Source organism: Rhizobium sp. 05N430 (genome assembly GCF_056396985.1).
The window spans coordinates 194325-218828 of record NZ_JBFTMO010000007.1 but is presented as its reverse complement, the minus strand read 5'-3'; the positions used below and the strand labels follow the sequence as shown (position 1 = coordinate 218828).

The 24504-nt window shown below is 62.4% G+C and carries 20 protein-coding genes; 10 read left to right on the top strand and 10 right to left on the bottom strand.

Annotated elements, in window-relative coordinates; all coding sequences use genetic code 11:
* Positions 1-14: 14 nt before the first annotated feature.
* The 3 genes from AC1DJO_RS16935 to AC1DJO_RS16925 form a co-directional block, all read right to left on the bottom strand.
* Positions 15-3146 carry an efflux RND transporter permease subunit gene (locus AC1DJO_RS16935; RefSeq protein WP_477971906.1) on the bottom strand — a complete coding sequence of 1044 codons (3132 nt, stop codon included), beginning with the start codon at positions 3144-3146 and terminating at the stop codon, positions 15-17.
* Positions 3143-4471: an efflux RND transporter periplasmic adaptor subunit gene (locus AC1DJO_RS16930; protein ID WP_477971905.1), complete on the bottom strand. Its 1329-nt coding sequence runs from the start codon at positions 4469-4471 to the stop codon at positions 3143-3145. Before AC1DJO_RS16930 ends, AC1DJO_RS16935 begins: the two co-directional genes overlap by 4 nt.
* Positions 4472-4660: 189 nt before the next feature.
* Positions 4661-5449, bottom strand: a complete 789-nt coding sequence (locus AC1DJO_RS16925; protein ID WP_477971903.1) for an SDR family oxidoreductase — start codon at positions 5447-5449, stop codon at positions 4661-4663.
* A 254-nt stretch (positions 5450-5703) separates the two neighbouring features.
* Here AC1DJO_RS16925 and AC1DJO_RS16920 point away from each other — a divergent pair, with 254 nt between their 5' ends.
* Together AC1DJO_RS16920 and AC1DJO_RS16915 are read left to right on the top strand one after the other, a co-directional pair.
* Entirely contained in the window at positions 5704-7368 is a 1665-nt protein-coding gene (locus AC1DJO_RS16920; protein ID WP_477971901.1) for an electron transfer flavoprotein-ubiquinone oxidoreductase, read from the top strand.
* A gap of 167 nt (positions 7369-7535) precedes the next feature.
* Positions 7536-8150 carry a L,D-transpeptidase gene (locus AC1DJO_RS16915; protein WP_477971899.1) on the top strand — a complete coding sequence of 205 codons (615 nt, stop codon included), beginning with the start codon at positions 7536-7538 and terminating at the stop codon, positions 8148-8150.
* Positions 8151-8193: 43 nt separating this feature from the next.
* Here the strand turns inward: AC1DJO_RS16915 and AC1DJO_RS16910 are convergent, their stop codons facing one another.
* Entirely contained in the window at positions 8194-9099 is a 906-nt protein-coding gene (locus AC1DJO_RS16910) for a DMT family transporter (RefSeq protein ID WP_477971897.1), read from the bottom strand.
* Between the two features lie 142 nt (positions 9100-9241).
* On the opposite strand from AC1DJO_RS16910, the gene AC1DJO_RS16905 reads away from it, so the two are divergent.
* The 5 genes from AC1DJO_RS16905 (at position 9242) to AC1DJO_RS16885 (ending at position 13575) form a co-directional block, all read left to right on the top strand.
* Positions 9242-9715 carry an Lrp/AsnC family transcriptional regulator gene (locus AC1DJO_RS16905; RefSeq protein ID WP_112517147.1) on the top strand — a complete coding sequence of 158 codons (474 nt, stop codon included), beginning with the start codon at positions 9242-9244 and terminating at the stop codon, positions 9713-9715.
* A gap of 107 nt (positions 9716-9822) precedes the next feature.
* Positions 9823-10755, top strand: coding sequence for an ABC transporter substrate-binding protein (locus tag AC1DJO_RS16900; protein ID WP_477971895.1), 933 nt, complete (start codon positions 9823-9825; stop codon positions 10753-10755).
* Between the two features lie 6 nt (positions 10756-10761).
* Complete coding sequence (locus AC1DJO_RS16895) at positions 10762-11775, top strand: FecCD family ABC transporter permease (RefSeq protein WP_477971893.1); 1014 nt, start codon at positions 10762-10764, stop codon at positions 11773-11775.
* Entirely contained in the window at positions 11772-12773 is a 1002-nt protein-coding gene (locus AC1DJO_RS16890) for a FecCD family ABC transporter permease (protein ID WP_477971891.1), read from the top strand. The genes AC1DJO_RS16895 and AC1DJO_RS16890 overlap by 4 nt, the downstream gene beginning before the upstream one ends.
* Positions 12766-13575, top strand: coding sequence for an ABC transporter ATP-binding protein (locus AC1DJO_RS16885; protein ID WP_477971889.1), 810 nt, complete (start codon positions 12766-12768; stop codon positions 13573-13575). Before AC1DJO_RS16890 ends, AC1DJO_RS16885 begins: the two co-directional genes overlap by 8 nt.
* On the opposite strand, the gene mgtE is transcribed toward AC1DJO_RS16885, so the two are convergent.
* Together mgtE and AC1DJO_RS16875 are read right to left on the bottom strand one after the other, a co-directional pair.
* On the bottom strand, positions 13556-14929 hold the full coding sequence (gene mgtE / locus AC1DJO_RS16880) for a magnesium transporter (protein WP_477971887.1): 1374 nt from the start codon (positions 14927-14929) through the stop codon (positions 13556-13558). The genes AC1DJO_RS16885 and mgtE overlap by 20 nt on opposite strands.
* A gap of 297 nt (positions 14930-15226) precedes the next feature.
* Complete coding sequence (locus AC1DJO_RS16875) at positions 15227-16240, bottom strand: zinc-binding alcohol dehydrogenase family protein (protein ID WP_477971885.1); 1014 nt, start codon at positions 16238-16240, stop codon at positions 15227-15229.
* Between the two features lie 103 nt (positions 16241-16343).
* Here AC1DJO_RS16875 and AC1DJO_RS16870 point away from each other — a divergent pair, with 103 nt between their 5' ends.
* Entirely contained in the window at positions 16344-16739 is a 396-nt protein-coding gene (locus tag AC1DJO_RS16870; protein WP_477971883.1) for a winged helix-turn-helix transcriptional regulator, read from the top strand.
* Here the strand turns inward: AC1DJO_RS16870 and AC1DJO_RS16865 are convergent.
* Positions 16707-17924, bottom strand: coding sequence for an MFS transporter (locus tag AC1DJO_RS16865; RefSeq protein WP_477971881.1), 1218 nt, complete (start codon positions 17922-17924; stop codon positions 16707-16709). The two genes, AC1DJO_RS16870 and AC1DJO_RS16865, sit on opposite strands and share 33 nt — an antisense overlap.
* A gap of 305 nt (positions 17925-18229) precedes the next feature.
* Between AC1DJO_RS16865 and AC1DJO_RS16860 the strand changes: the two genes are divergently transcribed.
* The gene (locus tag AC1DJO_RS16860) at positions 18230-19174 is read left to right on the top strand and encodes a diacylglycerol/lipid kinase family protein (protein ID WP_112540587.1); all 945 of its coding nucleotides are present in this window, start codon (positions 18230-18232) and stop codon (positions 19172-19174) included.
* 1 nt (position 19175) lies between these two features.
* On the opposite strand, the gene AC1DJO_RS16855 is transcribed toward AC1DJO_RS16860, so the two are convergent.
* Entirely contained in the window at positions 19176-20528 is a 1353-nt protein-coding gene (locus AC1DJO_RS16855; RefSeq protein ID WP_477971879.1) for a glutamine synthetase family protein, read from the bottom strand.
* 83 nt (positions 20529-20611) lie between these two features.
* Between AC1DJO_RS16855 and AC1DJO_RS16850 the strand changes: the two genes are divergently transcribed.
* Positions 20612-21979, top strand: coding sequence for an aspartate aminotransferase family protein (locus tag AC1DJO_RS16850; RefSeq protein WP_477971877.1), 1368 nt, complete (start codon positions 20612-20614; stop codon positions 21977-21979).
* Here the strand turns inward: AC1DJO_RS16850 and AC1DJO_RS16845 are convergent.
* Both AC1DJO_RS16845 and AC1DJO_RS16840 read right to left on the bottom strand, forming a co-directional pair.
* Complete coding sequence (locus AC1DJO_RS16845) at positions 21976-23484, bottom strand: glycosyltransferase family 39 protein (RefSeq protein ID WP_477972023.1); 1509 nt, start codon at positions 23482-23484, stop codon at positions 21976-21978. The genes AC1DJO_RS16850 and AC1DJO_RS16845 overlap by 4 nt on opposite strands.
* 7 nt (positions 23485-23491) lie before the next feature.
* Positions 23492-24496: a glycosyltransferase family 2 protein gene (locus tag AC1DJO_RS16840; RefSeq protein WP_477971875.1), complete on the bottom strand. Its 1005-nt coding sequence runs from the start codon at positions 24494-24496 to the stop codon at positions 23492-23494.
* Between the last annotated feature and the right edge of the window lie 8 nt (positions 24497-24504).

The window sequence follows — 24504 nt, the reverse complement described above, 5'->3', positions numbered from 1 at the left end:
CCTTTCTTGTCGTCTTATTCGGCGGCAACCGCCCGGGTCTCCGGTTCGCCATCCTCGTTGGCGGGCGCCTCATGTGCCGGCTTGCGGCTGAAGCGCTGCTTGAGCCAGCTTTCGAAGCGGCCCATCTGCACGAAGATTACCGGGGTGATGAACAGCGTCAGCGCCTGCGAGACGATCAGACCACCGACGACGGCGATGCCGAGCGGCTGGCGCAGCTCCGAGCTGGCGCCTGAGCCGAGCGCGATCGGCAGGGCACCGAGCATGGCGCAGAAGGTCGTCATCATGATCGGCCGGAAACGCCGAACGCAAGCCTCGTGGATCGCTTCCGCCGGTGACATCTTGGTCGATCGGAGGTTCTCCAGCGCCACGTCGATCATCATGATCGCGTTCTTCTTGACGATACCGATCAGCATCAGAAGGCCGATGAGCGCGATGATCGACAGGTCGAGCCCCATGACCTTCAGGGCCAGAAGCGCGCCGAGTGCCGCTGCCGGGAGGCCCGACAGAATGGTCAGCGGATGGATGAAGCTCTCGTAGAGAACGCCAAGCACCACATAGATCGTCAGGATCGCCGCCAGGATCAGGTAAGGCGTGTTGCCCTGAGACTGTTCGAAGATCTGTGCGGTGCCGCCGTAGCTGGTGAACACGTCGGCAGGCATGTTCATGTCATGCTTGATCTGGTCGATCGCCGCCGTCGCATCGCTGAGGGATTCGCCGGCCGGCAGGTTGAAGGAGACCGTCGTCGAGACGAGCTGGCCGGTCTGGTTGATGGTAACGGGGCCGGTGGTCCGCTGGACATGCGCGAAGTTCGATAGCGGAACCAGCGTGCCGTTGGCCGATGCGACGTTGATTTCCGACAGCTTCTGGTCGTCCCAGGGCTTGCCGGTATCGTATTCGACGATGACATCGTAGCTGTCGCCGGTCGACTGTATCTCGGCTGCCGTGTAGCTGCTGAAGGCTTCCTGCAGCGTGGTGCGCAGCAGATCGTTATCGATGCCGAAGGCTGCGGCCTTCTCGCTGTCGATGAGGATGTTGGCCTGCAGCGCATTGTTCTGCGCGTCAGTCGTCACGTCGGTGAAACGCGAATCCTGGCGGAGCGCGGTCACCATCTTGCCGGCCCAGAGATTGGTCGTGTCGGCGTTGAGTGCCTGTACGATCAGCTGATATTGGCTGGCCGTCTGCCGGCCACCGAAGCGCAGGCTCTGGTTCGGGGTGACGAAGGCCTGCAGGCCGGGGATCTTGTTGAGCGACGAGCGCAGTTCGCGCAGGGTCTGCTCAAGCGGCACGCGCTGGTCCTTGTCCTTAAGCTCGACATAGATCGTGCCGTTGTTCAGAGGCTTCTGCGCATTGCCGCCGACCGTGGACATCACATGATTGACGGCACTGTTGGCCTTGACGGCAGCGGCTGCCTGCTTCTGCAGGGCTTCCATGGCCGAGTAGGAGATGTCCTGGCGGGCCTGCGTGGAGATCTGCAGGCGGCCGATATCTTCCTGCGGGAAGAAGCTCGAGGGCAGTGTCATGAACAGGTAGATGGTCAGCGCCACCGAGGCGAAGAACACGCCGATGACGGTCATGGTATGCCGAAGGCACCAGGCGACCGCGCGGTCGTAACCGTGAAGGGTCCGTTCGAAGCCCGCATCGAAGAGCCGGACCAGAAGCGGCGGGCGGCTGTGGCCTTCCGAAAGCCGCGAGCCGAGCATCGGCGTTACCGTCAGCGAGACGATCGCCGAGGCGACGATGGCGATGGCAACGACCATGCCGAACTCGTTGAAGACGCGCCCGACGACACCGCCCATCAACAGGATCGGAATGAAGACGGCGATCAGCGAAACCGACATCGAGATGATCGTGTAGCTGACTTCGCCGGAACCCTTGATCGCCGCTTCGCGGACGGGCATTCCCTCCTCGACATGACGCAGGATGTTTTCGAGCATGACGATTGCGTCATCGACCACGAGGCCCACCGCGAGCGTCAGCCCGAGCAGCGAAATGTTGTCAATACTGTAGCCCAGCACATACATCATGCCGAAGGTCGAGATCAGCGACAGCGGAACGGCAAGGCCCGGAATGATTGTCGCCGTCAAATGGCCGGTGAACAGATAGATGACGAGCACGACGAGGCCGATCGTCAGCAACAGCGTAAACTTGACGTCGGTGATGGCTGCGCGGATCGGCTTTGCTGCGTCGTTCATCACCACGGTTTTGACCGATGGCGGAATTTCCGCATGCAACTGCGGCAGCTTGGCATTGATCGCATCAACGACATCGACGGTATTGGCGTCCGGCTGGCGCTGGATGGCCAGGATGATGCCGCGGTTGCCGTCATACCAGCTGCCGGTATTTTGGTTCTCGACGCTGTCCTCGACATTTGCCACGTCGCTGAGGTGAATCGCTGCGCCATTCGGCGAGGCGATGACCAGCGTGCGGAATTGGTCGGCGTTGACGCGCTGCGTATTCGCATTGATCGTCATCGTCTGGGAGCTGTTCTGCAGCGTGCCGACCGGGCTCTGATTGTTGGCGGCGGAAATGGCCTTATTCACCGTGTCGATGCCGATTCCACGGGCCTGAAGCTTGCTGGGATCGACCTCGACGCGAACGGCATAGGTCTGTGCGCCGAATACCGATACCTGGGCAACGCCCGGCAGCGTCGAGAGCGACGGCGAAATGATGTCTTCGGCAATCTCGTCGAGCTTGCTGCGCGGCATCGTATCGCTCTGCACCGCCATCAGCATGACGGGCGCGTCGGCCGGGTTGGTCTTGCGATAGCTCGGCGGCGTCGTCAGGTTGTCAGGCAGCTGTCGGGTGGCGTGGGAGATCGCCGCCTGGACGTCGGCTGCAGCCGCATCGATGTCACGGTTCAGATCGAACTGCAGCACGATGCTGGTATTGCCGAGCGAGCTCGATGCGCTGATTTCGCTGATGCCGGGAATGGTCTCGAACTGCTTGATCAGCGGTGTCGCAACCGATGTCGCCATGGTCTGCGGCGAGGCGCCGGTCAGCTGGGCAGAAACGTTGATCGTCGGGAAGTCGACCTGTGGCAGGGCGGCGACCGGGATCAGCTGGTATCCTGCAAGGCCGGCCAGAATAGCGCCGATCGCCAGAAGCGTCGTGGCGACGGGACGCTGGATGCAGAAGTTCGGAATCATTCCTCAGTCCCCGCGGTGGCGTTGCCTGTTTGCTGCTGCAAGCTGTCGGCGGCCGAGGCCACATTGAGTGCCTTGTCGTCGAACTGTTCGTTGACGGCCTGCTTGTCGTTCAGATTGCCCTGGCCCTCGATGACAACGTGGTCACCGGCCGAAAGCCCCGACGAAATGGCCGAAAAGCCGCCATTGGAGCGAGCGACCGTCACCGGTGTCAGCTGAACCTTGCCGTCCTTGGCGACGAAGGCGAAGAAACCTGTCGGTCCCGGGTTGACCGCCACGGTCGGTACGACGATCTGCTGGTCCTTGTTGTCAAAATGCACGACGACGTTGATCGACTGGCCGGGCCAGAGCGCCCCCGAGGCGTTTTCAAAACGCGCCTTTACGGCGATCGTGCCGGAGGCCTTGTCGACGATATTGTCGTAGAAGCTGACGGCGCCCTTGCGGACTTCACCCTTGGTGGAATCCGGAGCAGTGCTGACATCGACCGGACCGGCAGCCAGCGCCGTCTTCAGCTCCTTGAGATAGCGTTCCTGGAGATTGAACTGAACATAGATCGGGTCGTATTTGGCGATGGTGACGATGGCCGAGCCTGCATTGACGAAGGCGCCGTTGCTGATCGTCACGTCCCCCAGGCGTCCGTCGAACGGCGCCCGGATCTCGGTGTGGTCGAGCGTGATCTGGTCGGCGGCGAGGGTGGCCTTGTCTGCTTCGACGGTTGCGGCGGCGCTATCGCGGGTCGCCTTGGCCTGATCGGAGCTTTGCTGGGTGCCTGCCTTCTGGTCGGCGAGGTCCTGTGCGCGGGTCAAGGCGATCTCTGCGCCACTGAGTGTTGCCTGATCGCGGACTATCATTGCCCGATCCTTGTCGACGGCGGCCTTGGCCGACCGGTCGTCGAGCTTGGCGATCAGATCGCCGGCTTTGACCGTTGCGCCGTCCTGGACGCTGACGCCGACGATCTGGCCCTGCTCCTGCGCGGCGATCGTCGTGTTGTCGTCGGCGACCGCCCAGCCGGAAGCGGCAACGTCGATCGGCAGGGCCGCCTGAGCTGCGGCAACAGTCTTGATCACAGCCGGACCGCCTGCACCGCCGCGGCGATGTCCGCCATTGCCGCCGGCCTGACTGCCGGATGCTGCCGCATCGCCGGCCGCTGCCTGCTGATCGCCGCCTTTGGCGCTGCCATCTCCCTTGCCTGGGCCATGGGCGGCAGGTTGCTTGATCAGTTTCGAAAGATAGGGAACCTGCTGTGCATAGGGGATGCGATTGCCGAACTGCCAGATACCGGCGGCGGCGATTGCGACGATGCTGACTGTGATCCAGAATTTCTTCATGAGCGAGACCGGTTTTGAACAGAATGGGGCGAAATTTATGCTCTAAATGAGCCGCCTATTTTGCGGCGCAAAAAAGACACTATTCGCCGCTTACGATCACTAAGCGTTTATAACAGCTTAAATTTTCGTAATGAACATTCGGTAATATTAGCCCGGCTCTAATATATACTGGATCGCTACATCGGTCGACTATACCGACCGTGCCGCTCCACCATCGCAACGGATCAGCGAGCCTGTGATGTAACTTGCTGGTTCGCTGCACAAAAATGCTGCGGTGGCCGCGAACTCATCGACCTTTCCATAGCGCCCGAAGGGAATGCGCGCTTCCTTTTCCGCGCGGATTTCGTCCATCGCGCGGCCGGTGCGTCTTGCTGCCGCACCATCCAGTTCGTCGAGGCGGCCGGTCAGGATGCTGCCGGGAAGCAGCAGATTGGTGGTGACGCCGTGGCTTGCGATTTCGGAAGCCAGCGTCTTGCTCCAACCGGCAAGGGCAGGGCGCAGCGTGTTCGACAGTGCCAAATTAGCGATCGGTTCGATCACGCCCGAGGAGGCGATCGTCAAAATGCGGCCCCAGCCCTGCTGCTTCATGCCGGGAAGGAGCGCGTTGGTCAGGGTGATGACGCGGAGGACCATCGAAAAGAAATAGGTTTCCAGCTTTTCGGCCGTCATGTCCTCGGTGGTGCCGGGTGTCGGTCCGCCGGTGTTGTTGACCAGGATATCGAGGCCGCCAAACTTGTCGTTGACGGCTGACGTCACCGTCTGCACAAAATTCTCGTCGCCGAGGTCGGCCCAGATCCAGTCGGCCTTGCCCTTGCCCTCGGCATTGATCGCCTTGCAGTTGGCGTCCAGCTGCTCGCCGCTGCGTCCGCAGAGCAGGACATTCGCGCCTTCGCGCGCCAACGCGACCGCGATGCCTTGGCCCAATCCGCGTGACGATGCCAGAACGAGTGCGCGTTTGCCCTTGATGCCAAGATCCATGATATCCTCCAATGGTGTGCCTTTGTATAAGGCGCGGGCAGGCGGAAAGAAAAGCGGATCAGCGAGAAAATCACGCGGTATAATTGACGTGAACGTAAACGTTAAATAGGTTTATGCGCATGAAGGAAATCATTGTGCGAATTGGGAGATTGGCTGTCGCTTACCGGCTCGACAATGCTTTCCGGTTTTGACAAGAGATTAGCCCAGATTGGGGAATGTAGGCCGCGCCGACGGCCGAGCGGAGACCGAACGACATGACCGAGACGACAGAGCTTCCGGAACGCGAAAGCATGGAATTCGACGTGGTGATCGTCGGCGGCGGGCCGGCTGGTCTGTCTGCGGCGATCCGGCTGAAGCAGGTCAATCCGGAACTGTCGGTCGTGGTGCTGGAGAAGGGCGCCGAAGTCGGCGCCCATATCCTGTCGGGCGCCGTCGTCGACCCCATCGGTATCGACCGGCTGCTGCCGGACTGGCGTTCCGAAAGCGATCATCCGTTCAAGACCGAAGTGAATGCCGACCACTTCCTGGTGCTCGGCCCTGCCGGCTCGATCCGCCTGCCGAACGCCCTCATGCCGCCGCTGATGAACAATCACGGCAATTACATCGTCTCGCTCGGCAATGTCTGTCGCTGGCTGGCGGGCCACGCGGAGGCGCTCGGCGTCGAGATCTATCCGGGCTTTGCCGCAACCGAAGTGCTCTACAATGACGAGGGCGCCGTCATCGGTGTCGCCACCGGCGACATGGGTATCGAGCGGAATGGCGAACCCGGCCCGAACTTTACCCGCGGCATGGAGCTGCTCGGCAAATATGTGCTGATCGGTGAGGGCGTGCGCGGCTCGCTCGCCAAGCAGCTGATCGCCAAGTTCGACCTGTCGAAGGATCGCGAACCGCAGAAATTCGGCATCGGCATCAAGGAGCTCTGGCAGGTCAAGCCGGAGAACCACAGGCAGGGTCTGGTGCAGCACTCCTTCGGCTGGCCGCTCGGCATGGCTGCCGGTGGCGGCTCGTTCCTCTACCATCTTGAAGACAACATGGTCGCCGTCGGTTTCGTCGTGCACCTGAACTACAAGAACCCCTATCTCTATCCCTTCGAGGAATTCCAGCGCTTCAAGACGCATCCGGCGATCCGCACCACCTTCGAGGGCGGCAAGCGGCTTTCCTATGGCGCCCGCGCCATCACCGAGGGCGGTTACCAGTCGGTGCCGAAGCTGACCTTCCCTGGTGGAGCCCTGATCGGCTGCTCGGCCGGTTTCGTCAACGTGCCCCGCATCAAGGGAAGCCACAATGCGGTGCTGTCTGGCATGCTGGCCGCCGAGAAGATCGCCGCGGCGATCGAGGGGGGCCGCGCCAATGACGAAATCATCGAGATCGAGAACGAATGGCGCAAGACCGATATCGGCAAGGACCTGAAGAAGGTCCGCAACGTCAAGCCGCTCTGGTCCAAGTTCGGAACGCTTATCGGCATCGGCCTCGGCGGTCTCGACATGTGGACCAATACCCTGTTCGGCTTCTCGTTCTTCGGCACGCTCAAGCATGGCAAGACCGATGCGCAGTCTTTGGAACCGGCGGCACAACACAAGAAGATCGATTATCCGAAGCCGGATGGCGTTCTGACCTTCGACCGTCTCTCCTCGGTGTTCCTGTCGAACACCAATCACGAGGAGGATCAGCCGGTTCATCTGAAGGTCAAGGACATGGCGCTTCAGAAATCCTCCGAGCACGACATCTATGCCGGTCCTTCGACCCGCTACTGTCCGGCCGGCGTCTATGAATGGGTGGAGAAGGACGGCCAGGAAACCTACGTCATCAACGCCCAGAACTGCGTCCACTGCAAGACCTGCGATATCAAGGATCCCAACCAGAACATCAACTGGGTTCCGCCGCAGGGCGGCGAGGGGCCGGTCTATCCGAATATGTGAGGCTGCACCTCAGGATGGCGCATGGGACTTGATCACATGCCCGTGAAAACTGCCGGTATCGCCACTTTTCGGCCTTACTTGTTGCGCCGCGCGGCATCTGTTTAACCGCGTATTAACCATGTTTTCCTTAACTTCAGGGTATCAACCTGATGTTAAGGACCGTCTGAATGCAGATCTCCCGCCGTGGCTTCGTAATGGGCCTCTCCGCTCTTCTGGCGGGATGCGCTTCCAGCGGTCCTGATCATCGCGCCAATTACGCAGCGCTTCCGGCGGAGAAATTTCCGCTTCCGGCCATGCCGCTCGAAAAGCTCGATCCGGACCTGCGCCGTCAGCAGGTCGCTTATGTCTCGGATCAAGCTGCGGGAACGGTTGTCGTCGATACGCCCGCCCGCCGCCTCTATTACATTCTGGACGATGGCCAGGCGATGCGCTATGGCGTCGGTGTCGGCCGGGAAGGGCTGGCGCTGGCAGGCAACGCCTATGTCGGGCGCAAGGCCGAATGGCCGACCTGGACGCCGACCGAAAACATGCAGCGCCGTGAGGCGCGCTACCGCAAGCTCGCCGGCGGCATGCCAGGCGGCCCGAACAATCCGCTCGGGGCGCGGGCCATGTATCTCTACCGCGGTGGCAACGACACCCATTTCCGCATCCACGGCACCAACCAGCCGCAATCGATCGGCCTTGCCATGTCGAGCGGCTGCATTCGCATGCTGAACCACGACGTCATCGATCTCTATGATCGTGTGCTGCCGGGCGCCAAGGTCATCGTCATCCAGGCCTGAACGGAAAAGCCCGGCAATGCCGGGCTTTTATCGTTCGATCCATTCAATGCCGTCTGGCGGCAATCCCGGTCGAGAGCGCCACGCCGATGCCCGTCATGACAGCGGCGGAAATTTCGGCAATACCGACCGGCTCTCCCAGAAACACACTTCCGCCGATCGTTGCCAGTACGGGCGTCAGCGCCGTGAAGGCCGCAGCCTGCGTGCCGCCAAGCGTCTTGACCGCCGTGCCATAGGCAAGCATCGCGACGAGGCCCGAGAGTACGCCCTGGCTCAGCACTTGCAGGCCGATATCAGCGGTGCTCGCCTTGGCAAGCGAGGTGCCGAAAATCAGAGCAAGCACACCGATGATCAGGAACGACCAGATGGCGATCAGCGCGCTGGCCTGCAGGGCGCTGAGACCGCTGCGGCGGAAGGCATGCGTATAGCTTGCCCAGAGCACGGCGCCGGCCGGAAGCAGCACGAAGCTCGTCCATGGCAGCGAGGCATCCGACAGGCTGCGCAGCAGCAGGATCAACACGCCGCCGACGATCGCGGCAAGGCCGAGCTTGCGGGTCAGGTCGGGCCGCTCCCCGAAGATGACGATGCCGATCAGCGCCGTCGCCAGCGGCATCGAGCCGCCGAGCAGGATGCCGGACGAGGCGGCGGGTGTCGAATGGATCGCCAGCGTCGTCAGCAGAAAGAACGCGGCCCCGGCGCCGGCAACCATCAGCGCCAGCAGATGCAGCGGCACGCCCTTCGGCAATAACCCTGCTTTCAACCATACCGGCGCCAGCGCCAGCGCCGGAATGCCATAGCGAATCAGCCCGATATCGAGCGAGCCGAGCGGGGTGGCGGCACTGTGGCGGGTCGCCAGGAACCACGACGCCCAGATAAGCACGGTGACGGTTCCGCCGATATACCCGGGAATGAGGGAAGGAGACTTTTCATTGGTGATTATGAAGCTGGTCATCGCGCTATCCTCCGCACGTCCGGATCATGTCCGGTTGAGAAAAGGATAGGCCGGAAGGCCGGGGCATGTCCTTGCTATCTATGGCTTCCAGATCGTGGTATCAGCAATGATATGCCAATATGGTCGCTGGAAATGAGCGGATATGCCAAATCTCGATAAATTCGATATCGCCATTCTGAAGTGCCTTCAGGAGGATGCGCGGGCCACCAACGTGGAGATTGCCGAGAAAGTCAACCTCTCGCCGTCGCCCTGCCTTCGCCGCATCCGCAACCTTGAAAAATCGGGGGTCATCCGCGGTTACCGTGCCGACATCGACCGCAAGGAAGTCGGCCTCGGCCTCACCGTCTTCGTCGAGTTCAAGGTGGCGCACCACACCCGCGAGAATTCCGAGGCGCAGCAGGCGGCGCTCCTTGCCATTCCCGAAATCGTCTCCTGCTTCCTGATATCGGGCACCGCTGATTTCCTGGCCGAGGTCGTGGTCGAGGATCTGGCGGCCTACGAGCGTCTGCTGACCGAGACGCTGCTGACATTGCCGAACGTCAGCGACATCCGGTCGAACTTCGCGATCCGCAGCATGAAGACCCACGGAGCCCTGAAATTGCCGGACGCAAAATAAGGTGATTATTTTTGTAAACTTTACTTGAAGTGTCGGCGTCAATTCTGTAGCGGAAATTTGAGAGCGGGGATCAACGCCCCGCTGCTGTTTTCAGCTGGGAGTTTGACATGAGCCTGTTTCAGAATTCGATTTCTCGCCGCCAGTTCGGCCTTCTCCTTGGCGCTGCCGCCGCAGCCACTGTCGCCGCTCCGGCGCTGGCCGATGACGCCGCACGCACCATCACGCATCTCCTGGGTTCGACCGAAATCACCGGCAAGCCGCAGCGCATCGTCGCGCTCGAATTCTCCTTCGTCCAGTCGCTGGATGCGCTCGGCGTCGTGCCTGTCGGCATCACCGATGACAACCAGCCAAAGCGCATCGAGCAGCTGCTCGGCAAAAAGGTCGAGTACAGCTCCGTCGGTACGCGTCTTGAGCCGAACCTCGAGCTCGTCAGCGCGCTCGCACCAGACCTGATCATCGCCGACCAACTCCGCCATTCGGCAATCTACGCGCAGCTGAGCGCCATTGCGCCGACGATCGTGCTGAACAGCTGGGAGGGCAGCTACCAGACGATCAAGGAAGGCGTGGTGACCATCGCCGATGCGCTTGGCGAAAAGGAGAAGGGTGAAAAGGCGGTTGCCGATCATGATGCGGTGATCGCAGCCCTCGTTGCCAAGATCCCGGCAGGCGAGAAGCGCCGCTTCCTGCTCGCCGTCGCCAATGCCGATTCCATGAGCCTCCACACATCGGCATCCTTCACCGGCTCGGTATTCAAGGCCATGGGCCTGACACCGGCAATCGATTCGACGGATGCGGTGGAGAGCGGCGCCAGCCTTGAGCGTCTGATCGCCGTTAATCCCGACGTCTTCTTGGTTGCCACCGATGCCGGCGGCACGGTGTTCGATCAGTGGAAGAGCAACAGCGCCTTCACCAACATCTCGGCTGTCAAAAGCGGCAACATCTTCGAGGTCGACCGCAACCAGTTCTCGCGCTTCCGCGGTCTGAAGACTGCCGAGATGATCGCTGGTGAAATCCTCGCCAAAGTCTACAAGGCCGGGTAACCGCTGGTGGGCGGCAAGGCAGCAGCGATGGCGGGGCAGGGACGGTTGCAGCCGGTCGCCCTCGGCTGCCTGCTGCTGATGGCGCTCGCCGCCGTCATCGTCGCTGCCGTCTCCTTCGGCGTTTCGGAACTGCCGGTACGGCATGCGCTGTCGCTGCTTGTGTCGCCGGATGGCTCCCCCGATAGCGCGCTCGTCTGGGACGTCCGCCTGCCGCGGGCGCTGCTGGCGGTGATGATCGGCGCAAATCTGGCGGTGGCAGGTGTGCTGATCCAGACGCTGACGCGCAATCCGCTCGCCTCGCCGCAAACCTTCGGCATCAATGCCGGGGCTTCGCTGGTCATCGTTCTCTGCCTGATCGCCCTGCCGGAATTGCGCGGTGCCGGAACGGTATGGCCGGCATTCGCAGGTGCTGCCGCAGTCGGCTTCGCCATGTGGGCGCTCTCCGTCTCCGGTGCCATGAATGACATGAAGCTGGCGCTGGCAGGCATCTCCATTCAGCTTGTACTTGCAGCCCTCGTTCAGGCGATCCTGATCGCCAACAATGCCGCGCAGGATATCGTCTACTGGCTCGCCGGATCGATCAACGGCGCGCAATGGGAGAAAGTCTGGATCATCCTGCCCTTCACGCTTATCGGCGGCGGAATCGCACTTCTGGCCGGCCGCCATTTCGGCGTGCTGGCGCTGGACGAGACCACCGGCCTGTCGCTCGGGCAGAATGCCCGCCGCGTCGGCGGGCTGGCGGCCTTTCTCATCGTCGTCCTGGCCGGTTCCGCTGTTGCCGTCAGCGGCCCGATCGGTTTCATCGGCCTGCTTGTGCCGCATATCATCCGGCGGCTTGTCGGCGGGGATCAGCTGACGCTGATTGCGCTCAGCGCCATCGCCGGGCCGCTGTTGCTGAACGCCGCCGATCTCCTCGGCCGCGTTGCCGCCTATCCCCAGGAAATGCCCGTCGGCATCGTCACGGCGCTGATCGGGGCGCCGGCCTTCCTGCTTATCCTCTGGCGCCAGAGGGTCAGATGAGCACACTCGCCGGAAAAGAGACGCGGGCGCTGACGGTCTGCATCACCGTTGCCGTTCTCATTGCCGTCCTCGCCATTCTGGGCATGACTGTCGGCGCCGTGACGCTGAGCATCGGCCAGGTGCTGGATGGCATCGGTGGCGGCAAAAATGCCTTCATCGTCATGCAATACCGCGCCCCGCGCGTCGCCGTCTCCATCCTCGCCGGGGCGTCCTTCGGTCTGGCCGGTGTCTTCCTGCAGGGCGCGCTGCGCAATCCGCTGGCCTCTCCCGATGTCGTCGGCATCACCAAATGCGCCGGGCTCGGCGCCTTCCTGGCAGGGATGATGGCGCCGCCTGCCTGGGCCATCTGGGCGATCCCGGCCGGTGTCGTTTCAGGCGCGATCCTGGGTGCCGGACTGCTGCTGCTGATCGGCCGCACCTTCGGCGGCGGTATCGCGGCGCTGGCTCTGGTGGGCGTGGCGCTCGGCATGCTGGCACAGGCGCTGATCCAGTATGTGATGGTGATCTTCCCGACCCGTGCCGACCAATCGATGGTCTGGCTTGCCGGGAGCGTCTACGGCAGTTCGATGGCCGATGTTCTGGTCCTTGGCCTCTGGCTTATCGCCTGCCTGCCGCTCGTCCTCTTCGCCGCCGCACGTCTCGATGCCAGCGGCTTTGGCGATGAGACGCTCATCAGCCTCGGCATGTCGCCGGCGCTTCTGCGCGGCGGCCTGATCGTCGTTTCGGTGCTGCTCTGCGCCGGGGCCGTCGCCAGCGTTGGCAGCATGGGATTTCTCGGCCTGCTGGCGCCGCATGCCGCCCGGCTCCTCGTCGGTCCGCGCGCCCGGCATCTGGTGCCATTGAGCGCACTGATGGGCGCACTGGCGCTGTCGGCTGCCGATCTCGCGGGACGCCTCATTGCCCTGCCGAACGAGATCCCGGCCGGGATCGTCGCCGCCGTGATCGGCGGACCCTACCTGATTTTCCTGCTCATCAAGGAGACCGGCCGCCATGAGTAGCGCCGCCCAATCACGCCTTACCGGAGAAAAGCTGACGCTTGGATACGCAGCCATCAGGGTGCTCGAGAATATCGATGTTTCCATTCCCGATGGCAAGATCACGGCGCTGATCGGCGCCAATGGCAGCGGCAAGTCCACGCTGCTGAAAGCGCTCGGCCGCATCATTGCGCCGGAGGCTGGCACCGTCTATCTCGACGGCAAGGAAATATCGGCGATGCAGGGCCGGGCGATCGCCCAGAAGCTTGCGCTCCTGCCACAGAGCCCGGTTTCGCCGGATGGTCTGACGGTCCGCCAGCTCTGCCGCTTCGGCCGCCACCCGCACAAGGGCATGCTGTCGCGCACCAGCGCGCGTGACGAGGAGATCGTCGATGGCGCGCTTGCCGCCACTGGCCTTGCCGATCTCGCTGCGCGCCCGCTCGACCGGCTCTCCGGCGGCCAGCGCCAGCGCGCCTGGATCGCCATGGCGCTGGCGCAGGAAACACCGATCCTGCTGCTCGATGAGCCGACCACCTATCTCGACATCGCCCATCAGCTGGAAGTGCTGGAACTGCTGCGCGATCTGAACCGTAACAGCGGCCGCACCGTCGTCATGGTCGTTCACGACCTGAACCATGCGGCGCAATATGCCGATCATATCATCGCCGTTGCCGATGGCGGCATCCACGCGGCCGGAAGCCCCGGCGCCTTGCTGACGCCGGAGCTGATAAAGACCGTGTTCGGAGTGGATGCGGCGGTGGTGCCGCATCCGGTTGACGGCACGCCGCTGTGCCTGCCGATCGCCTCTAGAGAAGCGTCCCGGTGAGAATCAGCAGGGCGACCGAGAAGTAGATCACCAGGCCGGTGACATCGACCAGCGTTGCGACGAACGGGGCCGATGCCGTGGCCGGATCGAGCTTCATGCGCTGCAGAATGAACGGCAGCATCGAGCCCGAGATCGAGCCGAAGGTGACGATGCCGATCAGCGCCGAGAAGACCGTGAACCCGACGAGGATCCAGTGCGGGCCATAGTCGTATAGCCCGGCCGTCTGCCAGAAGAACACGCGTGTCATGCCGACGAGGCCGAGGATGGCGCCAAGCACGATGCCGGTCGGCAGTTCGCGCAGCAGCACCCGCCACCAGTCGGAAAGCTTCAACTCGCCAACGGCCAGCGCCCGGATGATCAGGGACGTCGCCTGCGAGCCGGAATTACCGCCCGAGCTCATGATCAGCGGGATGAACAGCGTCAGCACGACGGCCTTCTCAAGCTCGCCTTCGAAATGCTGCATGGCGCTTGCCGTCAGCATTTCGCCGAGGAACAGGGCGCAAAGCCAGCCGGCGCGCTTGCGGATCATGCCGCCGAAGCTGATCTTCATATAGGGCTTGCCGAGGGCTTCCATACCACCGAAACGCTGGGCGCCATCGGTCGTATCGGCAATCATCGTATCAATCACGTCGTCGACGGTGACGATGCCGAGGATCAGGCCGTGATCGTCGATGACAGGCAGCGCCAGAAGGTCGTGCTTGCGGATCAGCCGTGCCACGTCTTCCTGCTTCATCAGTGCGTTGGCGGCAACCGGCGTCCCCTTCTGCGCGACCGTCAGGATCGAGGCATCGGGCTCGCCGGTGATCAGCCGGCGGAGCGTCACGACATGCATCAGCGCACCGGAATTCTCATCCAGCACATAGATGGCATAGACAGTTTCGCGCGAACGCTCGACATGGCGCACATGGGCAAGCGTCTGCTCGACCGTCCAGTTGCCGGGCACGCTGACGAACTCCGTCGTCATGATGCTGCCTGCGGTGCGGGGCGGATAACCCATCAAATGCTGGATGGCGACACGAACAGGCTCTTCGAGGCTGTTGAAGAGCCGGGTGCGGGTATCGATGTCGAGTTCCAGCAGGACGTCGGCAACGCGGTCGTTGGACATGCCGTGCAGCAGGCGCGCGGCATCGGCGCGATCCATGACGCCGAGGATCGCGGCGGCATGGCGCAGTTCCGGCCGGTCGAGGATGTTGACGGCATATTCCTGCGGCATCTTCGACAAGATGCGGGCTGCCTCGGCAGGGGCGAGCGAATTCAACGACTCGACGCGCTCGGCGATGGTCGCAACTTTATTGTTGGTCATGAAAGCGCGCGCGGCATTGCCGGCCCGCAGGGGGAAGCGATTGATGTTCATTAGCTCGCCTTTCCGTCGATCCGCCGTAGCGTCCGATCGGGCGAGCCCGGAGCTACCAGGTCAGCGCGAAACGGCCGCGTACGGCAAAGGCAATCGACTGCTACTGTCGCTTGGCATCTTGATGATGGCTCCGTTGATATCCGCGCCCGGCAATTGCTGCTGCGCGCGTGTGATCTAGGTGGTCCCGAACGCTAAAAAAGTCAACTGGGATATGCGGTTAATGGCAGAATGCCGCACCATTAAGCGCGGCATTCTTCAAGGCATGATTTACGGGATATTGCGAGGCGCGCTTCCGGCTCAGAATCCGGCCAGGACGACCTTGCCTTTCGTCTTGCCCGTCTCGATCATCGCATGCGCCTTTTTCAGGTTTGCCGCATTGATCGTGCCCACCGTCTCGGTCAGCGTCGTGCGGATTTTCCCGGCATCGACGAGTTCGGCGATCTTGTTCAGGAGATGATGCTGCTCGATCATATCGGGCGTGCCGAAGATCGGGCGGGTGAACATCAGTTCCCAATGCACCGAATTCGCCTTGCGCTTAAAAGGCATGATGTCGAGCACCTTCGGATCGTCGATCAGCGCGAAACGGCCCTGTGGCGCGATCGCCTCGGCGATGTCGGCGAGATGCTGGTCGGTATTCGTCGTCGAGAAGACGAAACCCGGTGCGCCAAGGCCAAGCGCAGCGACCTGCGCGGCGATCGGCTTGGAATGATCGATGACGTGATGGGCGCCGAGTTCCTCGACCCAGGCCTGCGTCTCCGGCCGTGACGCCGTGGCGATAACCGTCAGATCGGTCAGTGCCCGCAGGATCTGGATGGTGATCGAGCCGACGCCACCGGCGCCGCCGATGACGAGCAGTGAGCGGGCCGCACCCGGGACCGGATCCTGCACCTTCAACCGGTCAAACAGCGCTTCATAGGCGGTGATCGAGGTCAGCGGCAGGGCGGCGGCTGCGGCAAAGTCGAGCGTCTTCGGCTTGCGGCCGACGATGCGCTCATCGACGAGATGGAATTCGGCATTCGAGCCCGGGCGGGTGATCGAGCCGGCATAGAAGACTTCATCGCCGGGGCGAAACAGCGTCACGTCAGGGCCGACGGCCTTGACCACGCCGGCCGCATCCCAGCCGATCACCTTGAGCTCGCCCGAGGGCGGGGCGACGTTGGCGCGGATCTTGACGTCAACGGGGTTGACGGAGATCGCCTTGATCTCGACCAGCAGGTCATGTCCCTTGGCTTCGGGCACCGGCAGCTCGACATCGACGAGCGAGGTTTCGGCGGCGATGGGCTGGGGCGTCTTGTAGGCGACGGCGCGCATGGGAAACTCCTGTATTCGTTGCACAGAGGCTAAATGCGTCTTATGTTCAAGATGCGCAAGAATGCACAAATTCTGTACGTAGTACCCAAAAGGATACCGTCAAATGTCGCTGCCCCGTGCCAAGCTGACGAAGAATTTCCCCGGCTGTCCGGTTGAGGCGACGCTGAGCTTTCTCGATGGCAAGTGGAAGGGCGTGATCCTGTTCCACCTCATGGATGGAACGCTGCGCTTCAACGAACTGCGCCGCAAGTTGCCCGCCGTTACCCAGCGCATGCTGACGAAGCAGTTGAGGGAACTGGAAGACTGCGGGCTGATCTCGCGAAAAGTCTATCCGGTCGTGCCGCCGCGGGTCGAATATGCGATGACGCCGCTCGGTGAAACGCTGAAGCCGGTGATCAGGGCCCTGGCTGCCTGGGGCGACGAACATGTGTTCTGCCGGCCCGATGGCATGGAATTGCGCGAAGCCTCAGGCGTTCCGGCTGCGGCGCTCCAGGCGTAGCGACGCGGCGAAGACGAAGATCCCCAGGAACGACAGGAAGGCGCCGACATAGCCTGTCGAGGCGTATCCATAGCCCCAGGCGATGACGAGGCCGCCGAGCCAGGCGCCGAGCGCGTTGGCGATGTTGAAGGCCGAATGGTTGGAGGCGGCGGCCAGTGTCTGCGCGTCGGCTGCCACGTCCATCAGGCGCGTCTGCAGGGCAGGGCCTGCCGCGAAGCCGCAACCTGTCAGGAAGACGCAAGCCGCCAGCATCACGGGATTGGCAGCCGTTAGCGAAAAGCAGCTGAGCACCACGATGTTGAAGATCAGCGAGCCGCCGATCGTGCCCATCAGCGACTTGTCGGCAAGCCAGGATCCCAGGACGTTACCGACATTCATGCCGATGCCGAAGAGCACCATCATCACGGCGACCATGCTGGCGGGCAGCATCGCAACCTTCATCGTCGTATCGGCGATGTAGCTGAACATCGCGAACATGCCGCCGTAGCCGACAGCGGCGATGGCGAGCGTCAACAGCACCTGCGGCCGCTTGAAGGCACCGAGTTCGCGCATGAAGCTGGCGCCTTCGGCAACCTGGTCACGCGGCACGTAATACCAAATCAGCGCCACCGTCACGACGCCGATGACGCCGACCGTGGTGAAGGCAACGCGCCAATCCAGCGACTGGCCGAAGAAGGTGGCGAGTGGCGTGCCGAGCAGCGTGGCGATCGTCAGGCCGAGCATGACTCGGCCGACGGCGCGGGCCCGCTTGTGCACCGGCACCATCGAGGCAGCGACGATCGCCGCGACACCGAAATAGGCGCCATGCGGCAGGCCGGTGATGAAGCGCATCAGGGTGAAGCTCTCGAAGGTCGGGGCCATCGCGCTCAGGATATTGCCGATCGCAAAGATGCCCATCAGCAGAAGCAGCAGCGAGCGCCGCGCCATCTTGGCAGCTAGCACCGCAATCACCGGCGCACCGATGACGACGCCGAGTGCGTAGGCGCTGATCACGTAACCCGCCTGCGGCGTGGTAACGGAGAAGGTGCTCGCCACATTCGGCAGCAGGCCCATGATCGCGAATTCGCCGGTGCCGATGCCGAAGCCGCCGCATGCCAGCGCCAGCTGCACCAGCGCGACCGCCATCGGCGACGGCGCTTCTGCAACGGGTGCATCAATAGAATCGTTTACGGCAATCTGGCTCACGGGAGCTCCTGGGCATGTCTCAAAGGCTTCTCATTCCGGGCGTTCAGCGCGGAAGTCGGCCTGTCTATGGCGGGAAGGGAGGTACGTGCCTCCATTCTGCATTCTATCCCTGATTGGCTCTAGAGCGTCGAGTGCGTTTTTTGCAGTGCAGCGTCCTGCTATGTGCATACGTCCATTGCTATATTAGCATTCCTCTCCTGTGTGGCCGTGGTGAGCCCGACAGCCTTGCCGCTTGAAATCATTGAGCTAGCGACCATCTGTAGCTGTGACATCGGTGGGATGTGTCACGGGGAACGGAACGCTGCATGAAGCTTGTCGGTTTTTTCAATAAGGATGGCGGGACGTTCCGGACGACAGATATGGAAGCCTACGAGAAAAAGGCCGAGGCGACGTTCCGCGAAGCCGGCCACGATTTCGAGGCGATCGTCTTTCCCGGCAAGGAAATCGTTCCCGCCATGGAGCGGGCAGCACGCCGCGACGATATCGATGGCATCGTCGCCGGCGGCGGCGACGGAACGATCTCGGCGGCCGCGTCTATCGCGTGGAAGAACGGCGTGGCGCTCGGCGTCGTCCCGGCCGGCACCATGAACCTCTTCGCCCGCTCGCTGAAAGTGCCGCTCGATATCTGGCAGGCGCTCGACGTCCTGGCCTATGGCGAGGTTGACAATGTCGATATCGCCAGCGCCAACGACCGGCCCTTCATCCACCAGTTTTCAGCCGGGCTGCATGCCCGCATGGTGCGCTACCGCAATTCCTACAGTTTCCGCTCCCGGCTTGGAAAGATGCGCGCCAGCACCCGTGCTGCCCTCGGCGTAGTGATGAACCCGCCCGAATTCGAGGTCGAGTTCGAGGCGTTGGGCGTCAGGGAACGGCGCCGCGTCTCGGCGGTATCAGTTTCCAACAATCCCTTCGGCGAGAATGCGCTGCTTTATGCCGACGATCTGCGCAGCGGCGAATTGGGCTTCTACACCGCCAAGCCGCTGAAGCCGCTCGGCGTCGCCAAGCTCGCTTTCGACATGCTGCGCGGCAAGGTTCGCGACAATGCCGACATCATGGTCATGCATCCGGCTGAAGTGAACCTGCATTTCCCGAAGATGCGCGCAAAGGCCAATTGCGTCATGGACGGCGAACTGCTGCCGCTGGCGCGCGATATCCGGCTGCGGCTGCATCCGGGCGAGCTGAAGGTTCTCGTCCGCCAGGGGCTGGCCGCGCAAAAGCACGAGACTGATCGCCGCGAGCCTGCCGCTTAGTCTAGATGCGCGGCAGGTAGGTGCGGTAGTCGAAATCCGAGACGGTGCGCAGCGAGATCAGCGCTTCCTTGTATTTCGTATCGCCATAGAGCTTCTGATAGCCCTCTCCGAACACGTCCTTGATGAAGGGCGACGCCCGGAAGGCTTCGACCGCGGTCAGGAAATCATGCGTCAGGCGCTCGGTATTTTCAGGCACGTGCGATGGCGTGGTTTCGACGCCGGGATCCAGCTCTTCGTCGAGGCCGAGCAGCATGCCGCCGAGAATGGCGGCAAGCAGCAGGTAGGGATTGGCGTCGGCACCCGCGACCCGGTGTTCGACACGCGCCGCCGGACCGTTCATATCCGGAATGCGGATCGCCGTGCCGCGATGGCCGTATCCCCAGGTGAGGTCGACAGGCGCGAAGGACCCCGGCTGGAAGCGGCGGTAGGAATTGGCAAAGGGCGCAAAGACCAGCTGCGCCTCGCGCATCGTCTTCAGCATGCCTGCCGTGACGGATTTCAGACGCTTCGGATCGCCGCTCTTGGCATCCAGGATGTTGCGGCCGTCCTTGTCGATGATGCTGGCATGCACATGCAGGCCCGAGCCGGCATGATCGGAATAGGGCTTGGCCATGCAGGTCGATTTCAAACCGTGTCGTCTCGCGGCCTGCTCGGCGATGCGCTTCAGGTAGATGCAGTCGTCAGCAGCCGCCAGCGCGTCCGGCCGGTGCAGCAGGTTGATCTCGAATTGCCCGGGGCCAAATTCCGCCGTCGTCGCGTCGGCAGGCAGGTTCTGTGCGCTCGCATAGCTGCGCACGGTCCGCAGATAATCGTCGAGCGCATCGGTGGCACTCATGTCGTAGAGCTGGAACCCGTTCGGCTCGCCGCGATAGGTGAGCTTCTTCGGCGGCGAGGGATAGCCGGTCTCCAGCCAGTCCTGTTCGACCACGTAGAATTCCAGCTCGGTCGCCACCACCGGTGTCAGCCCGCGTTCGTCATAGCGCTTCAGGACCGAAGACAGGATTGCGCGCGGATCCATGAAGCTCGGCGTGCCGTCGAATTCGTGCATCGTCGCCAAGACCTGCATCGATCCCTCCGGCGCCCAGGGCATCGGTGCCAGGCTGCGCTTGTCGGGAATGCAGTTTCCGTCGGGATCGCCGATCGACAGCGACAGGCCGGTAATGTCGTCATTGTCGTCGCCCCATATGTCGAGCGATTGCGTCGAGGAGGGGAGGCGCACGTCGCCCGCCCAGATTTTCTTCTGCGCGTCGAGTGGAATTCGCTTGCCGCGCAGGTCGCCGTTCATGCCAACCAGCATGATTTCGACCCAGGGCTCGTCAGCCGCAGCTTTGCCGTGCATCTTGTCAGCCGTCATGATCTTGAAAATCCCCTCTGAGCAGGCCAAGGTCGTAACCCATTGGGAAGATCCTTTCAATCTCTGCAGGTGTTTCGCAAATCATGTCCGATACTTACCAGCGCTCAAATCTCGCCGCCCTCGACGCCGCCCATCATCTGCATCCCTTCTCGGACATGAAAAAGCTGAATGCCGGCGGCACGCGCATCATCGAGCGCGGCGAAGGCGTCCATATCTGGGATAGCAGCGGCAAGAAATATCTGGACGGATTTGCCGGTCTCTGGTGCGTCAATGTCGGCTATGGCCGCAAGGAAATCACCGACGCCGCCGCCAGGCAGATGAACGAGCTGCCCTATTACAACACCTTCTTCGGCACCACGAGCACGCCGACGACGCTGCTCGCCGAGAAGGTCACCGCCCATGCCGGGCCGCGCTTCAACCACGTCTTCTTCACCGGCTCCGGCTCCGAGGCCAACGACACCTGGTTCCGCATGGCGCGCGTCTATTGGAGCGCCGTCGGCCAGCCGTCCAAGAAGATCGTTATCGCCCGCAAGAACGGCTACCACGGCTCGACGGTAGCAGGCGCCAGCCTCGGCGGCATGAAGTACATGCACGAGCAGGGCGACCTGCCGATCCCCGGCATCGTCCATATCGGCCAGCCCTACTGGTACGCCGAAGGCGGCGATCTCTCGCCGGCCGAATTCGGCCTCAAGGTCGCCCGCGAGCTGGACGCGAAGATCGACGAACTCGGCGAGGAGAATGTCGCAGCCTTCGTTGCCGAACCGATCCAGGGGGCGGCCGGCGTCATCGTGCCCCCGGAAACCTACTGGCCGGAGATCGCCCGCATCTGCAAGGCGCGCAACATCCTGCTCGTCACCGACGAAGTGATCTGCGGCTTCGGCCGCCTCGGCGAATGGTTCGGCCATCAATATTATGGCGTCGAGCCCGATCTTTGCCCGATCGCCAAGGGCCTGTCCTCAGGCTACCTGCCGATCGGCGGGGTGCTCGTTTCGGACCGCATAGCAGACGTGCTAATCAACGATGTCGGCGATTTCAACCACGGCTTCACCTATTCCGGCCACCCGGTCTGCGCCGCCGCCGCGCTCGAAAACCTGCGCATCATCGAAGAGGAAAAGCTGGTCGAGCGCGTCCGCGACGACATCGGCCCCTATTTCGCCAGGGCCTGGAACGCACTGGCCGATCACGACCTCGTCGGCGAAGCGGCCAGCGTCGGCCTGATGGCTGCGCTGCAGCTGACTTCGGACAAGAAGACCCGCACCCGCTTCGAAAAGCCCGACGCCATCGGCTCCCTCGTGCGCAACCACGCGCTCGCCAACGGCCTGATCCTTCGCGCCACCGGCGACCGCATGCTCGCCTCTCCGCCACTGGTGATCAGCCACGCCGAGGTGGACGAGATGGCGAGGATCACAAAGATCGCGCTTGATGCGGCGTGGAAGGAGTTGCGGAGCTAGCGGCTCCGCGAGCCGTCCACCCAGGCATAACCGAAGCGATAGGTGTCGCCATCGGCCCCATAGTGATAGGGCACGTCGACAGAGACAGCCTGGGGGGCAGGCGTGATCTTCTGCGATGTGAGCCATTCCCTGAGGCTCAGCGGGATCACCGGCTGATCCTTGCTTTCGATATTCCATACGAGAAGCATTGGCTGGTTTTCCGCGGCGTCAATCTTCGTGCCGCCTGGCGGGTAGAGCGGCGAGATCACGGTGACATCGGGAAACTGAAGCCGGAGATTGCCGCCGGTCCAGTCCTTGGTGACGACGATCAGTCCTGGCGATCCCTGAGCCTTGAGGATCTCGGCAAGGCCGCGATAGGGGACGTTGCCACGTTCGTAATTGTGAGTGAGACCCGCAGTCACGATCCGCCCGGCCATGGCGATCGGCAGAGCGGCCATCACGAAGACGATGATGGCCATGAGCCGCTGCACGCCCGGCCATGAATCAACGCCGGTCTCCTCGATCTTCATGCACAGATAGAGCGGAGCAACGAAGAGAATCGGAATGAGCCAGCGACCCTTGATGTTGGTGGCGTGGCCGAAGACGATCAGAGCGAGAATGGCGACCGCCGAAAACAAGAGAATGCGTTCGACGAGCGCGATGTCGCGTGACGAGGCAGTAAGGCTGTTAAACAGGGCTTTGCGGAACGTAACTGCGAAGATCAGCGCGGTGACCAATACAAATCCGGCGATAGCCTCTGCGAACGAGCCCATCCCGGCCAGCAGCTGCAACGGATAGTTTGCGGCATCATTCTCCGTCAGCTTGCCCAGCGTTCCCTCGGATGCTGCCGTCAGATGATCCTTCAGCCATAGCGCATGCGGCAACGGCAAAGCGATCGCGATTGCAGCAGTCACCAGCAGCCGCCGGTCGAAGATGCGTTTCCGCATGCCGCTGCCGGTCAGCGCTGCCAGAAAAGCGGCAGCCGGCAGGAGCGGGAAATTGTACTTGGACAGCATTCCGATGCCGATTGCGAAGCCGGTCAGCGCATAGGAGGCAAGGCTCGGGCGCTTCAGCGTCAGGACGTACCCGTAGATGAACATGCTGCTTGCGAAGAACAGGGCGACCGAGTGTGTCAGATCGCGTTGCATCTCGAAGGCGACCTGCGGGATCGTCAGCAGACCCAGAGTCGCGGCCACGACAAGCATCCGGTCATGCAGCAACATCCGTGCCGTCAGCGCGAAGAAGACATAGGCACCGAACAGCATTGCATTCTTGACGATCGCCAGCGTTGCCACGGAAACACCGGCGACGGAGAAAACCGCGTATTGGAGCCAATTGTAGAAGGGTGGCTGTTCGCCATAGCCGGCGGCAAGCCACTGCAGGCGGAAGACCTGCTGGGCCTCGTCAATGCCGAGCGTAGCTGGCAACATCAGGCGAACGACAACGTGAACAGCGAAGTAGGCAGCGAGCAGGGCAAACAGCCAGGCGGGAACCGTTGTTGTCCTCGCCTGACCTGAAGTGGTCATTGATGGATCAAGCTTCGTTTCCATCGAAGATCTGCCGGACGATATAGTTCGGCGAGGCGTCGTCGCGGTAATAGGTGCGGGCGATCATTTCGGCGAGGATGCCGGTGGTGATCAGCTGCACCGAGGACAGCAGGAAGACGACGCCGACCATCAGCATCGGGCGGGTGCCGATGTCGTGGCCCATGATGAATTTGTCGACGAACAGATAAAACAGGATCAGGGCTGCGATCGCGCCGAAGCCGAGGCCGAGCGAACCGAAGAAGTGGCCGGGCCGCGCCTTGTAGCGCATGAAGAACATCACCGAGAGCAGGTCGAGGATCACCCGGAACGTGCGGGAAATGCCGTATTTCGATACGCCATGCTGACGAGCGTGATGGGTGACCGGCATTTCGCCGATGCGCGAGCTCGGCACGACGCCGGCGACCCAGGCCGGAATGAAACGGTGCATCTCGCCCATCAGCTTGACCTGCTTGATGATCGAGGCGCGATAGATCTTCAGGCTGCAGCCGTAATCGTGCAGCTTCACGCCGGTGATGCGGCCGATGAGGTAATTGGCGCACCAGGAGGGGATCTTGCGCAGCAGAAGGCCATCCTGGCGGTTCTTGCGCCAGCCGACCAAAAGGTCGAGTTCGCGGCGTTCGAGCTCGGAGACCATCGAAGGGATATCCTTCGGATCGTTCTGCAGGTCGCCGTCCATCGTGGCGATCAGGCGGCCCTGCGCGGCGTCGATGCCGGCCTGCATGGCGGCCGTCTGGCCGAAATTGCGCTGCAGTGCGACGATGCGCAGAGCAAGTCCGTTGCGGCCGACATAGTGGCGCGCATTGACCAGGGTCGCATCCGTGCTGCCGTCGTCAACGAGGATCAGTTCCCACGGGCTCGCATAACCGGCCATGGCTTCGACGATGCGCTCGACGAGCGGGCCGACGCTTTCTTCTTCGTTGAATACCGGTACCACGAGCGAAAGCTCAAGCGGTGMACCGGTATCATTTGCGCTCACGAGCGACTCTGACATTGTCTGCA